At 39.5% G+C, this 12,910-nt stretch carries 15 protein-coding genes; 5 read left to right on the top strand and 10 right to left on the bottom strand.

What is annotated here, in order from left to right; genetic code table 11:
- The first annotated feature begins 80 nt into the window (after positions 1–80).
- The gene (locus tag FTU13_RS10175; protein ID WP_180003812.1) at positions 81–284 is read left to right on the top strand and encodes a hypothetical protein; all 204 of its coding nucleotides are present in this window, start codon (positions 81–83) and stop codon (positions 282–284) included.
- A gap of 82 nt (positions 285–366) precedes the next feature.
- Here FTU13_RS10175 and FTU13_RS10170 read toward each other — a convergent pair whose 3' ends face one another.
- Both FTU13_RS10170 and FTU13_RS10165 read right to left on the bottom strand, forming a co-directional pair.
- A complete protein-coding gene (locus FTU13_RS10170) occupies positions 367–1,461 on the bottom strand; it encodes an acyl-CoA desaturase (protein ID WP_078193588.1) in 1,095 nt (364 codons plus the stop codon).
- Positions 1,462–1,473: 12 nt separating this feature from the next.
- Positions 1,474–2,541, bottom strand: coding sequence for a ferredoxin reductase (locus FTU13_RS10165; RefSeq protein WP_180111071.1), 1,068 nt, complete (start codon positions 2,539–2,541; stop codon positions 1,474–1,476).
- A gap of 144 nt (positions 2,542–2,685) precedes the next feature.
- Here FTU13_RS10165 and fabR point away from each other — a divergent pair, with 144 nt between their 5' ends.
- Positions 2,686–3,384 carry an HTH-type transcriptional repressor FabR gene (fabR, locus tag FTU13_RS10160; RefSeq protein ID WP_180127887.1) on the top strand — a complete coding sequence of 233 codons (699 nt, stop codon included), beginning with the start codon at positions 2,686–2,688 and terminating at the stop codon, positions 3,382–3,384.
- A gap of 62 nt (positions 3,385–3,446) precedes the next feature.
- Here fabR and FTU13_RS10155 read toward each other — a convergent pair whose 3' ends face one another.
- Together FTU13_RS10155 and FTU13_RS10150 are read right to left on the bottom strand one after the other, a co-directional pair.
- A complete protein-coding gene (locus tag FTU13_RS10155) occupies positions 3,447–4,244 on the bottom strand; it encodes an alpha/beta fold hydrolase (protein WP_180102653.1) in 798 nt (265 codons plus the stop codon).
- A gap of 106 nt (positions 4,245–4,350) precedes the next feature.
- Positions 4,351–4,614, bottom strand: a complete 264-nt coding sequence (locus tag FTU13_RS10150) for a PAAR domain-containing protein (protein WP_111883851.1) — start codon at positions 4,612–4,614, stop codon at positions 4,351–4,353.
- A gap of 514 nt (positions 4,615–5,128) precedes the next feature.
- Between FTU13_RS10150 and FTU13_RS10145 the strand changes: the two genes are divergently transcribed.
- Complete coding sequence (locus tag FTU13_RS10145; RefSeq protein WP_180102654.1) at positions 5,129–5,566, top strand: hypothetical protein; 438 nt, start codon at positions 5,129–5,131, stop codon at positions 5,564–5,566.
- Between the two features lie 112 nt (positions 5,567–5,678).
- On the opposite strand, the gene rapA is transcribed toward FTU13_RS10145, so the two are convergent.
- The 6 genes from rapA to FTU13_RS10115 all read right to left on the bottom strand — a co-directional run bounded on the left by rapA (position 5,679) and on the right by FTU13_RS10115 (position 11,803).
- Complete coding sequence (gene rapA / locus FTU13_RS10140; RefSeq protein ID WP_180127885.1) at positions 5,679–8,516, bottom strand: RNA polymerase-associated protein RapA; 2,838 nt, start codon at positions 8,514–8,516, stop codon at positions 5,679–5,681.
- Between the two features lie 141 nt (positions 8,517–8,657).
- The gene (locus FTU13_RS10135; protein ID WP_180127883.1) at positions 8,658–9,302 is read right to left on the bottom strand and encodes an RluA family pseudouridine synthase; all 645 of its coding nucleotides are present in this window, start codon (positions 9,300–9,302) and stop codon (positions 8,658–8,660) included.
- A 133-nt stretch (positions 9,303–9,435) separates the two neighbouring features.
- Complete coding sequence (locus FTU13_RS10130) at positions 9,436–10,140, bottom strand: phosphopantetheine-binding protein (protein WP_180127881.1); 705 nt, start codon at positions 10,138–10,140, stop codon at positions 9,436–9,438.
- A 161-nt stretch (positions 10,141–10,301) separates the two neighbouring features.
- Positions 10,302–10,442 carry a hypothetical protein gene (locus tag FTU13_RS10125; protein WP_180077730.1) on the bottom strand — a complete coding sequence of 47 codons (141 nt, stop codon included), beginning with the start codon at positions 10,440–10,442 and terminating at the stop codon, positions 10,302–10,304.
- Positions 10,442–10,633 (bottom strand): hypothetical protein, encoded by a 192-nt coding sequence (locus FTU13_RS10120; protein ID WP_180127879.1) that lies wholly within the window; start codon positions 10,631–10,633, stop codon positions 10,442–10,444. Before FTU13_RS10120 ends, FTU13_RS10125 begins: the two co-directional genes overlap by 1 nt.
- 387 nt (positions 10,634–11,020) lie before the next feature.
- Entirely contained in the window at positions 11,021–11,803 is a 783-nt protein-coding gene (locus FTU13_RS10115; protein ID WP_180127876.1) for a hypothetical protein, read from the bottom strand.
- A gap of 156 nt (positions 11,804–11,959) precedes the next feature.
- On the opposite strand from FTU13_RS10115, the gene FTU13_RS17645 reads away from it, so the two are divergent.
- Together FTU13_RS17645 and FTU13_RS10110 are read left to right on the top strand one after the other, a co-directional pair.
- On the top strand, positions 11,960–12,148 hold the full coding sequence (locus FTU13_RS17645; protein WP_373423887.1) for a LysR family transcriptional regulator: 189 nt from the start codon (positions 11,960–11,962) through the stop codon (positions 12,146–12,148).
- Entirely contained in the window at positions 12,108–12,875 is a 768-nt protein-coding gene (locus FTU13_RS10110) for a LysR family transcriptional regulator (RefSeq protein WP_373423888.1), read from the top strand. Before FTU13_RS17645 ends, FTU13_RS10110 begins: the two co-directional genes overlap by 41 nt.
- The last annotated feature ends 35 nt before the right edge of the window (positions 12,876–12,910 follow it).

Below are 12,910 nucleotides of genomic sequence, written 5' to 3'. Positions count from 1 at the left end.
TTTTATTTTGACTTTATAGTGTGCTATTTTTCTCATTAATTAGAAATAATGCGGTCAAATATTAAAAGCGGGAAAAGAATATGAATCAATTCAATCCACCGAAATATGTAAAAGGCCTCCATATTAAATTTGGCGAAAATCCATTTGTACTCCTTGCTCAATTTGCCTTCTCAGCCACTCGCCAGATGTGGACGAAAGAAGAAATTGAATTGGTCATTCGTATGGCTAAAAAAGGAAATTATATGAATTTGATTAAGATCCTCAAATTACATATCAAAAATTGAAATAAATATTTTCCCCAAAGTTAATATAAAAAAGCCATGCAATTGCATGGCTTTTTTTCCCGTAAATTTAGTGTAGCGTTTATTACTTTTTAAATGGAAACGCATATTTCACAATACGTTTTAGTACACTGCCGTACTGTTTCACTAAACTTGCGTTGTTATAGTTCAGACCATATTTTTCACAGACCGCCTGCACTTTTGGCGCCATTTTACGATAACGACGTGCAGGAACGTCAGGGTATAAATGGTGTTCGATCTGATGGCTTAAATGCCCTGTCAAAATGTGAAATGCTTCTGAACCAGTAAGGTTTGAAGAACCACGGATTTGACGCATGTACCAATGTCCACGGCTTTCATTTTCAAGTACTTTTTTCGGGAAAACTTCAACATCTTTGGTGAAGTGACCACAGAAAATAATGCTAAACGTCCAAATATTACGAAGACCATTCGCAACGAGGTTCCCTGTGAGCACAGGTAATGCTGCAGGCCCTGCAATAAGCGGGAAAAACACATAGTCTTTAAATAATTGCTTGCCGATTTTGGCTTGCATTGGCTTCCATTCTTCTTTGGTCTGCTGTTTTGTTTTGCGACCTTTAAAGTATTTACCCAATTCAAGGTTTTGAATGGCAACACCCCATTGGAACAATAAGCAAAATGGAATGCTATAAATCGGTTGTAATAGATAGCCCGGCTTCCAACGCTGTTCTGGGAATAAACGAACGAGACCATAACCAATATCATCATCCATACCTTTAATGTTGGTATAGGTATGATGTTTAAAATTGTGAGTTTGGCGCCAGTTATCTGCAGTACCCACAATATCCCATTCATAAGTCTGACCATTGAATTTAGGATCATTCATCCAGTCATATTGACCATGCATGACATTATGGCCTAATTCCATGTTTTCCATGATTTTGGCAAAACCTAAAAGACCTGTGCCTAAAATCCATGCTGGCGGAAACCAACCTGCAAACAATAATGCACGACCCGCCATAGATGAATATCGAATGGTCGAATACACACGGCGAATGTATTTCGCATCCTTTTCACCTAAGTCATCTAAAACTTCTTGCTTAATCGCGTCAAGCTCACGCGCAAGTTCATCTAATTGCGATTGGGTTAACTCACGGTTTTTAGGATTTTTAAAATATTCAATTTTTACAGGCATGTTCATATTTTTTCTACCTTATAAATCAATAACGAGATCTGACTGTGCTGAGTTCACACAAATTTTCAGTAAATTACCCGGTTCTGTATTTTGGCTACCATTGACCATATTTTTAGTCGAACCTTCAACTTTGTTGCAGGCACATTTATTACAAATGCCCATACGGCAACCGTGATTTGGTTTGATATTTTGCTGTTCAAGACTGGCTAAAATTGATTGGCCTTTTGGGATACTGACGGTTTTATTGGATTGTGTAAGCGTGACATTCACAAAGCCAATGTCATCCGTTTCAATTGGGCTCATGCTAAATGCTTCACTCATAAAGCATTGTGCATGATCAAATAACGCTTCGGCCTGAGTGACGAAACCCGATGGACCACATGCAAACACAGTACTGTGCTCAATGTCGTCAAATTGAGCAGCGTGAGAGGCATTTAATCGTGGATCGGGAACATCTTCTTGGGTAAAGAAAATTTGAAATTTAAAGTTTGGATATTGATTTGCCAAAGCTTCGAAGCGTAATTTGAATGCAGCATCATCGTGATACTTAACCCAATACATTAACTGAATTGGTTGCTCCGCAATTTGCTTAGTTTTGCTCATCCCTTTCAACAAACTCAACATTGGCGTAATACCACTACCCGCAGCCAATAGTAGCAAGGGTGTAGAATTTGACACCAAAGTCATATCACCAAAAGGCTGACCAAATTCTAAGATGTCACCAACTTGTGCTTGTTCTACCAGCCAAGTACTCACAATACCCGTATTCACTTTTTTTACGCTAAGCAATACGTGTTGATCATCTAACTGAGTCAAACTATAAGTACGTTCGTAACGGATCCCATTTACACGAGCAAAAACAGGATGATGCTGACCAGCTTCACCCATTTTAAACAAACGGTTCACCTGTATAGTTAGGCTTACCATCTCATTTGCTGCATTTTCTTTTTGTACAATTTTGCCGAGAGCCTGATTACCAGACCATAACGGATTAAATTTCTGCAACCAGAAATTTACCGCATTGACGTCTACAACACTGTCTTTGAGTGCGTTTAAAGGCTTTTTCGCTTTTTCGAGTACATGCATAATCAAATACAACTCATGGGAGGTTTTTAATTATTATACATATGTATATATATTTGTATATACGCTTGTGCATTTAATCGACATTTTCACAAAAGCTATTAGCAGACGCTATAATATGTTAATGTTTTTAATCTATTAAAAAATATGACTCAGTCTGCACAGACGAATATGGTTAGCATGTACCAGGAAGAATTACATTCTGAAGCTGAAACTCCACTTGCAGTTCGCACTGTAGGTCGTAAAGCAACGATTACCAAGGAAGAACTGTTTCAGGCAGCGCTTAATTTAATTGGTCCACAAAAAAGTATTTCATCACTGAGTTTGCGTGAAGTTGCACGTGAAGCTGGCATTGCTCCAAATAGTTTTTATCGTCACTTCAAAGATATTGATGAATTAGCCATTGAGTTGATTGATCGAGCTGGCGGTGTGTTACGTCAAATTTTGCATGAAGCACGCCTTCAGGCATCACGCCAAAGCAGTATTATTCGTAGTTCAGTTGAAGTATTTATTCAGCAGCTAGATGCCGATGAAGGCAACTTAAGCCTTTTACTTCGTGAAGGCTATACTGGTTCGCATTCCTATAAAAATGCAGTTGAGCGTCAACTTAACTATTTCCAACAAGAATTAAGAGAAGATTTAATCGTCCTAGAACGTTTAAATCAAAGCAAGTTGGCTCATCCTGACATCGTGGCACGTGGTATTACCCAATTGGTGTTTAACATGGGTGCAAAAGTCATTGATCTACCGACAGAACAACGCAAAGAAGTTGCCGAACAAACCATGATTATGATTCGTATGATCCTGGAAGGCGCTCGCCATTTAGACGAAGCACAGATTCGCTAAAAGTTAACGGTCAAAAAAAGGAGACGTTCAGGTCTCCTTTTTTATGAGCAAAATTTATTTTTCTAATGCTGTAAGTACTGCATGACGTGTAGCGCTGTCTGTTTCGGCTGCTCAAGTGGAAACATGTGCCCACCTTCAACTACACTATAATCTATACCATAGGTTTTCTTCATTCCGTCAGGCAAACCTTGTTTATAAAAATGGCTGTTATCTGCGGTGATAAGGTGTACAGGCATTTGAGGGGCTTTTCGTGGAGTACGCCACCACCATGCAGGTACTGTACGGAAAATTTGCGCTTCCACGGCTTTTGGAATGCTGAGGGTCACGCCACCGCGTTTTTCATCAGTGCGAACACCTTGTGCAAAATAATCCTCAAAACATTGCGGATCAAAACTTTTAAATAAACGATTATTCCGTAGTGCCGTATAGGCTTCATCCAAATTTGGCCAATGGTCATTACGCTTCAATGTAATTGCCGCTGGGGTAATTTTATCGACAGCTTTGAGCTTTAATTTTTGCATACCTTCAAAAATGGCAGACTTAGGACCGATTACGAAAGGTGGATCCATAATAATCAGTTGTGAAAACAAATCTGGACGTTTATAAGTCGCCATAAGAGTGACTAAAGAACCAAAAGAATGTCCAAGCCCAATCACTTGTTGTTTTGGAAATTGGTGCTCGATATCTGCTATGACTTGATCGACCAAATATCGCCAATCTTTGGTGATCGGATAGCGCTCATCCATACCAATAAGCGGAATCGCCTTCACATCAAATTGCGGTGTAAAGTAGGATAAAAACTTTCGATAACTTGCAGCAGGAATACCATTGGCATGGGTAAAATGGATCGCGCTTTTCATCTAGAACTCATCCAATCAACTGATGATGCCACATCATAAAGAGATCAATACGATTTAAACAGGACTCAATGAGTTTATCTAGATGACCTCAAAGTCAGTTTGCAGATTATTTTTGTGAACCGACCATTGATTGATTCGGTAAAAATGTTGCGCCACAAGTAGTTTTATCTCCAGCAACCACAACACCTCGCCCCTTTACCGTTGTACTTTGATCTGCCGCGATCGCAGCCACAGTCGAATTACATTTCGGGCAATAATGTTTCATGCCATTTAAATGTACTGCAATACCATTAATCACAAATGAAGTTTCACATTCTGAAACCACACCACCGTGTGACGTTTTACTACCTAAGGTAATTAAGGATTTCATATTTTTATTTTCTTCTAACGAACTGCTGAAATTTGAAGCATTTTAACGGAACTGCCCTCAACTCGCTAGCATCGACGTATAAATTTAACCAAGCCAAAACTTTACTTAACTAAAGCATCAAAACACGACATTAAGACAGTTCGTGAACAATCATTTGATTATGATGCTATCGCTATATGTCCGAATACATTTAATCATTTCACTTTCAGGATTCAATCGATATCAATAACGACAGTTTATGTCGCGATGCCGATTATTTTACTAATCAAAGCATGTATATTGGGTCTAGCAATGAGCATGAAGCAAAGCGCCCCATTTTACAATTTCAGTATTTAACTGAACTTCGAATCAGAACAAGGTGTGTTTCTACACCATGATTAACTTTAGATCGTTCAAAGATTGAAAACATTATTCAAAACCATTTTTAGTAAATATTTAGACTCAATACGTAGCACAACTTCATATAAATAGCGCAGATAAATAAAGCATAACCATTCTATTTTCAGGAGGTTTTATGATTTTAATAAATGACTTTAATTTAACCCAACCGCAAAAAGTCATGGTGTTAGACCATATACTGGATGACACAACGCTGTTAAGAGAAATACTCGCCTTGTGTAAGACTGCAGACCCAGAGCTCATCGTGGCGGAAAGCAAAGAGGCTGATTTAGTTCTACGCTTATTACCTGAAATACATGATTATTGTGGTGCCATTGCCTTAAAACAGCCGCTATGTAATGACATCGACTTTGATTTACTTAGTGTTCATTATGTAACACGCAGCCAAGCAGAACGAAGTACGATCCAAATTCAGTTAGCAAAAAATCATCCTGACTATACAAAGCTTGATGGCATATTTTATATGTTGGATGAAAATGAAGATTTTGATCAAGCTGTAGAATTGCTGAAGAATAGTTACTTTTTTTATGCCGATGTCGACAATTTAGATTAAAAATAAACAATACAAAACTTAGATTTAGCGTAAATCTGTCGTGATTAATTTTACAGTTATAATTTTAGCCATAAAAAAAAGCACCCTAAGGTGCTTTTTTAATATTCTTAGCTTATGGCTTAACCACTACCATAATTTGAATCGCTTCTGGTGTAACTGCCAAACCATCAAGCAGTGTTAAACCTTCTTTTTGCAGTTTTTGTAAACGTACAATTTCATCTTCACGAATACTTGGGTTGAACTGCTTCAAATAAGTCAAACGGTCAATTTCATACTGCCATTTGCTACCGTAGATTTCTTTGGCTTGTTGTTTAAAGCCCGGTAATGCACCACGCGCAATTTCAAGCGCTTGCGTATAACGCTGTTCAATGACATCACGACGCGCCTTAACCACTTGGCGGCAACTGTTACCATCAAGATGATGTAAATAAGGACGTAAAATTTCAGGTGCAATTTTTTGCGATAAATCCTGACCTTTTTCGCTCAGTAATACACGAACCAACTGTTGTGGCAAACTTGACGGCAAATTCAATGCTTTCGGTGCAACAACATCGACTTTAAACCACACTTCCATTAACACAGAACCTTGCGGTAAAGCGGCCGATTTCAATACAGCAACGTTGGTACTACCAAAGCCTTGCGTATTAATCATTTCCATCACACTTTCAGTGAATGGATGCTCAAGTGTTAAATACTGAGCATCTTCACGAATCTGTGCTTGGTCACGATAGAACGTCGCCGTCATGCCTTCTTCGTCCAAAGTCAGACCCTGAACTTGCATTTGATCTGTTGGCTTGATGATCACTGTACCGTTACTTTGTTCATCAAAATCAATGTTTGTAGACGCCATGAAGCGCTTCATAAACATTGGCAACGTAGTATTGTCGTCGTAGTCTTCAAGTGCAGTCACAATTTCTTGTGCCACGATTGGACGGCAAGAGTTGTACTCAAGTAAACGGTCACGACCTTCTTGAAGTTCAGCTTCAAGTGCTTCACGTTGTACACTCACCGCTTCGAGCAAATCTTCAAACTCTTGGCCTTTATCTGCTAACAAACAATCTTTCAGATTGACGATAAAGTTTTCTTGTAAGGTTTGCGCAGTCGGCGAGATATTACAGAAAATATTTAATGCTTCGTTATACCAACGGAACATACGCTCTTGAGCAGTACCAACCAGATAAGGCACATGAATTTGAATACGATTTTCTTGACCAATACGGTCTAAACGACCAATACGTTGTTCAAGTACATCTGGGTTTGCAGGCAAGTCAAACAAAACTAAGTCCGATGCAAACTGGAAGTTACGACCTTCAGAACCAATTTCTGAACATAGTAAAATTTGCGCACCGTATGACTCTTCAGCAAAATAAGCTGCTGCTTGGTCACGCTCTAATAAGCTCATGCCTTCATGGAACATCGCTGTACGAATACCCGCATGCAAACGAAGTACATTTTCTAAAGACTCAACCACTGGACCACTACGTGCAATCAATAACACTTTTTTGTGTTTCAGGTCTGTACGCAGACGTTCCATCAACCACATCACACGTGGGTCTGTTTCCATCCACGAGCCATCAAGCTGCGCTTCTTCAGGCCACATTTGTTCACGTAGCTTGCCATCTTTAGACCAGTTTTCTGGTGCAGGTAATGGCGCAGGCTGACAGTCACGACCTGGGAAGCCTTGAATCGCTTCACGGGTATTACGGAATAAAATACGACCAGTACCATGACGGTCTAATAATTCGTGAATGGCACGGAAGCGTTGTTCAGGTTCATCAGTAATACGATGACCTAATAGGCTTTCAATCGCTGCCAAATGCCCTTCTTCGAGTGGCAGATCAGACATGAGTACTTCAGCAATTTTAGCTGTTTGGTGATACTGCTCTTCTTCATCCAAGAAACGATCAAGCGAACTAAAACGTTGTGGATCGAGCAGACGCAAACGTGCAAAGTGACTTTCCACACCTAATTGTTCAGGCGTTGCGGTTAATAACAAGACACCCGGCGTTTTTTCAGCAAGTTCTTCAACAAGGTCATAACGGTCATTGCCGCCTTCTTCTTCTGACCACATTAAATGATGGGCTTCATCGACTACGAGCAAATCAAACCCAGCTTCAAGCGCTTGTTCACGCAAGTCATCATGGTCGATCATCAAATCGACACTGGCAATGATGCATTGTTCTGTTAAGAATGGGTTGAGATCTGGATCGTGTTCTTTAATCGATGCTGTACGTGTCAGATCAAATAATGAGAACTCAAGATTGAAACGACGACGCATTTCAATCATCCATTGATATTGCAATGAATCAGGTACTAAGACCAAGATACGTTCTGAACGACCTGTTTTGAGTTGCTGATGAATAATCAGACCTGCTTCGATGGTTTTACCCAGACCAACTTCGTCAGCAAGTAATACACGTGGAGCAAAACGTTTACCAACCTCATGCGCAATATACAGTTGGTGTGGAATGAGACCCACACGTGAACCTACCAAGCCACGTAGAGGGCTAGACTTCATATTGGCTTGAAGAAGCAGTGCTTCGATACGCAGGTCATACCATTCTTTATAGTCCACTTGGCTTGCAAGCAAACGATCTAATGGTTTTGCTAACTGAATACTTGCACCAATACGTGTTTCATTCAGTGCTTTACGCTCTTCTGTGCCATCGGCAAGTTTACGTACCGCGTTATAACGAACCACACCACCACGGTCTTCAAGCGATTCAACAATCCAAATTTGACCTTCTTGGTCTTGGACTTCGTCATTTACATTGAAAACAATACGAGATAAAGGTGCATTGTGACGGGCATAGACACGAGTTTCATCACTTTTCGGGAATAAAATGCTGACCGATCGCTCATCAACATCAATAAGAACACCTAAACCCAGTTCCGTTTCTGTATCTGATAACCAACGTTGACCAATAGCAAACTGCTGCAATTTTTCCACCTTTTTCTCAAGTTCGGTCTGAAAATATTATGCTCAAACTGTGAACGTTATTTGAGCAAAAATCTAGACCATAAAGCAATATATTTTGACATAAAGCCCACTAAATAGTGAGCAGAATTCTTAGGGATTTAAATGATTTTCCTAAAATGGGACAGGACAGTGAAATTCCACTGTTTGCTCTGTTTCAGGATGGTTAAAACTCAAACGCTCAGCATGTAAACATAAGCGCGGCATCAGCTGTTGTTGTTCAAGTGTTGCATATAAAGTATCACCTACAATAGGATGACCTAAATATTGCATATGAACACGAAGCTGATGTGATCGACCGGTAATAGGAGTTAAAACTACACGTGTTACGGCTTGCCCCTGAATCTCAAAATGTTCAGTGGCTTTCCAATGCGTAAGCGCAGGCTTATTGTGTGCAGGATCGGCAATATGCAGTGGCGGATGTTCTGGGTCATATATGACCGGTACATCGACAGTACCTTCACCTTCAAGCGTACCCGCAACCAATGCCTGATATGTTTTTGAAGTTTGACGTTCTTGGAACTGGCGTGAAATTCGATTTTGCCCTTGACGGGTTAATGCAAAAACCAAAATACCTGAGGTATCACGATCCAAACGATGAATGAGCAAAGTATTCGGCTCAATTTGTAATAATCGATTGATAACACAGTCTTGTAAATCTGCTGTTTTTCCCGGAACTGTGAGTAAACCTGCTGGTTTATGGATCACCATAAAGTCAGTGTCACGATGTATCAGGTGTTCGGTTAGAAAATTACTCAAAGTTCAATCCAGTTCTGATCTCGAAAAACAAGGCGGCAATAATAAAAAGCTTAGCCAACAATTACAATGCACAAAGCCATATTTCCCGACGTATTTTCCGATTTAGAACAAAAATAATTCCAATTGGCTTTGTTTAGTCTGTACTGAGCAATTTTTCTAGCAATGCTTTTAAACTTGCATCATCTAAAAAGTCTTCATAACGGATGTTTGCACCATTGGCACGCCACAAACCAATTAAGCTGACCATGGCAACGGAATCAAGCCCATAACTGCGTAAATCGGTTAAGGGATCTATTTCCAATGCCTCCATATCTAGCTGCTCTGCAATAGCCAATAATATGCCTTTGGCTGACAAAACGAATTCCGTTGGCGCTGACAGATTCCAAAGCCGCATCAAATTATAACTACTCATATGATGAATACCTTGGCCTGACATGGAGTCCACCCACTGAATATGCTGTTCCTGATTATTCAGCACAATTGCGTCATCAACAATACAGATTTGCTCTGTTACCCTATATAGATACAGCAAGATCTGTTTCAGCATAGGCGTGATTTGCCCTGCAAAGATGAGCTGAGGGTGTATGGTTGCATATTCACCGAGCTGCTGCATGCCTTGAAGTAAATCATCGCCATATAAATCGACAATAGGAATCTCTAAGGCTTTGGCTTTATTGGTCAGCTGGATCAAATTTTCCATCAACTGCGTATCTTGTATGCCCTGCTGCATGCGTAAGTTTTGCAGTCCTGCTAATACCAATACTGACTGTGTTGAAGACAGCTGCCATTTTGCTTGAGATGGTGAAAATTGGATTTTTTTAGGCATGGGATAAAGCATACAGACTCGGTACATAACTCAAGTTGGAACAATTGATATGCTAACGCAGAATCATATCTGAAGGTGACTTTCGGCTACTGATGATTTACTTTTTGGTCAACTTTAAACTTATATATTTTTTTAATTCTATTAAGTTTATTAGATAAACCTAAGTTTTGGTTTTATTCAAATTGGGATAAAAAATAATCTTGTAAATATTCAAGTGACTTACCCTCATACAGCAAAGAAAAATCACCATCGTGCTCTTCTAAACTTGAGCTGCCATCAATAACACCCAATACATTACTAATTGAATCAATCATTACTTGTCGTAAGATTGAAAAAAAATTCTCTTATGTTCGTCTGGCAAATTATTAAAAAAACTTATTGCATCAATAAAATAAGGATCTTTTATTTCTGATGGTGAGTAGTCTGTGAACAATCCTTTATAAATTTCTAGGTTTTCGTTAATAATTCCTTTTTTGAGCAGATGAGCTAATTCTTTTGAGTCCATAGCTTTCCATTTATTTTAATTTGTATAACGTCCATTCTTTTTTAAATGAGCATAAAAAATTTTCAAATATAGATATTTTTCTTCAAATATCATTTTTTTATTTTACGATAATTTCTTTAATATTCTTTTCATCCCCAAACAATATTCGAGATACATCAATACTCATAATTGTAAAATATATGTATCGCTGCAGCTCATCCCTAATATACATCGCATCAAGAATTACATTATTTAATGTAATTCCTAAATCAGTATATTACATAGCATATAAAACTAGCACTTATAGTACCCTAATAAACCCTGATACTTCAAACGACCACATTTTCTAGACTGTTTTACTACAATATGAATGCTGACAAGAGCACGACCCCTGTCAGCTTATCGTATTTATTTTTGTGGTTCGACGGTAGGTGCCGCCAATGGTGGTGACATCGGATGTGCCGAAGGTTCACCGCCTGCAACACGAGATAGAGGCAGCCACTGTGCAAGTATTGGATTGGTTCGGTCGAATAGTGGCGTTAACTCTAACTCAGAAGGTAACAATTCACTCAAAGAGCTCATGCTTTCAAGTTTAGCCAAAGCCTTAATGCTATCTTCAGCCGCATTACCTGTATCCACTTTGGCAGCCACAGTCACAATACTGACTTGCTTTTCATCTTGATTAAACATCAGCCAAGCACTGGACAAACCTAGCGCCTGCGCTTGCTCTCGCAAAGTCGGCCAAACCTCTTTTAGCAGCTGATCTAACTGATCATGCTGTGTAGAAAACCGTTCAAAACGCACAACATGATGTGATGTTGCTAAGGGTTTAAAATCATGAGCACCAGCAACACGCCAAATATTTCGCTGTACATTCAAGAAAAATGGACGGCTCCAAAACTTTACATCCGGCTCAAATTCCAATTCTTCACTGGTGAAACGCTCATAATCTTTTACATTTTCCCAAGTATCAAATAAGTAGCGTCCACCAGTCCAAAGCGCACCACTAAAACGGTCAAAACCAAGTGGCATATATTTGTGGCGCATGCCCGGGCGCACATCCATGGTGCGACGTTCAATTTCCTGCATATTCACTAAATCATGCATCTTGATTTCACTTGCAACTGGGAAGTCTGAAGTAAACGCTGCTTCTGCCTGAATCGGGCCTGTTTCGTAGTTGAGAGTCGCCATATGTATCTCCGATATTCGTTGTGGAGTTGTATAAATAATTGCTCTCAGCCAGTGCTGAATCAGCTGTTAAACCCACTTTATCGAAAATAAATTCTTGAAAAAGACCTTCAAATTTAATTTACTTATTACATCGTGTAATTAATAAATAGAAATATTATGCTGCGTCACTATGATGATCTACAAATCGGCAGTCTTGAATTGTTTTGTTTAACCGTGGAAAAGAAAAGTTTCTCTGCTGCAGCAATTGCAGCAGGCATTTCTCCTGCCGCAGTCAGCAGAGCGATATCACGCTTAGAAGCAAAATTTGGGGGTAAAGCTATTTGTCCGCACTACACGCCAACTTAAAATTACCGATGCTGGGCAGCATTATTATTATTTTTGCAAACAAGCCCTTAACAGCCTACTCGAAGGTGAAATGCAAATCAGCGGTGAACAGGAACACCCCATCGGCTTACTGAAAATTAGCGTGCCCACAGCTTATGCACATTATCGTCTGCTGCCTAAAATGGCTAAGTTTACCGAACTGTTTCCACATATTAAGCTCGAGATTCATGTCAGCAACCATAATGTAAATTTAGTGACTGATGATTATGACATTGCGATTCGCGGTAATGAGTTAACCGACTCTGGCTTAATTGCACGTAAACTTGAAGATGCTGCATTATGCATTGTGGCTACACCTGAATATTTGAAAAGGCACCCTGCACCTATGAACATCCAAGACTTACAGCATCACGAATGTATTTTGTTTGAATTACCGAGTTCGGGTAAGTCTGGACCGTGGTCACTCATGGATGCAGGCAAAAAAATTATGGTTGATGTCCAAGGAAAAATTACCTGTAAAGATGATTATCTCTCGACCTTAATCTTAGCTAAATCTGGTGCAGGACTGATGCAGGTCTACCGCTTTTCAGTGGAGCAAGAATTACAAAGCGGCGCGTTGGTGGAAGTTCTCAAATCTTATAGCCAAACAACTCGGCCTTTTTATTTACTCTATCCAAAGTCTAACTATCAGTCTTCTAAACTCAAAGTATTTATCAATTTCATGCTGAATGCTTCGGCTCAATCTTAGAAAATTTCGATTTAATGCTATGGGCGAAGTTCCTA

Origin of the sequence: Acinetobacter sp. YH12064 (assembly GCF_013419735.1) — a bacterium.
Lineage (GTDB): Bacteria > Pseudomonadota > Gammaproteobacteria > Pseudomonadales > Moraxellaceae > Acinetobacter > Acinetobacter amyesii.
This window is presented reverse-complemented; position numbering and strand designations above follow the sequence as displayed.

Coding starts and splice junctions, on each gene's coding strand:
- FTU13_RS10175 (WP_180003812.1), top strand. CDS start 81: ATGAATCAATTCAATCCACCGAAATATGTAAAAGGCCTCCATATTAAA.
- FTU13_RS10115 (WP_180127876.1), bottom strand. CDS start 11,803: ATGGCGACTCTCAACTACGAAACAGGCCCGATTCAGGCAGAAGCAGCG.
- FTU13_RS10120 (WP_180127879.1), bottom strand. CDS start 10,633: ATGGACTCAAAAGAATTAGCTCATCTGCTCAAAAAAGGAATTATTAAC.
- FTU13_RS17645 (WP_373423887.1), top strand. CDS start 11,960: ATGCTGCGTCACTATGATGATCTACAAATCGGCAGTCTTGAATTGTTT.
- FTU13_RS10170 (WP_078193588.1), bottom strand. CDS start 1,461: ATGAACATGCCTGTAAAAATTGAATATTTTAAAAATCCTAAAAACCGT.
- FTU13_RS10150 (WP_111883851.1), bottom strand. CDS start 4,614: ATGAAATCCTTAATTACCTTAGGTAGTAAAACGTCACACGGTGGTGTG.
- FTU13_RS10145 (WP_180102654.1), top strand. CDS start 5,129: ATGATTTTAATAAATGACTTTAATTTAACCCAACCGCAAAAAGTCATG.
- fabR (WP_180127887.1), top strand. CDS start 2,686: ATGACTCAGTCTGCACAGACGAATATGGTTAGCATGTACCAGGAAGAA.
- FTU13_RS10125 (WP_180077730.1), bottom strand. CDS start 10,442: ATGATTGATTCAATTAGTAATGTATTGGGTGTTATTGATGGCAGCTCA.
- FTU13_RS10165 (WP_180111071.1), bottom strand. CDS start 2,541: ATGCATGTACTCGAAAAAGCGAAAAAGCCTTTAAACGCACTCAAAGAC.
- FTU13_RS10155 (WP_180102653.1), bottom strand. CDS start 4,244: ATGAAAAGCGCGATCCATTTTACCCATGCCAATGGTATTCCTGCTGCA.
- FTU13_RS10130 (WP_180127881.1), bottom strand. CDS start 10,140: ATGCTTTATCCCATGCCTAAAAAAATCCAATTTTCACCATCTCAAGCA.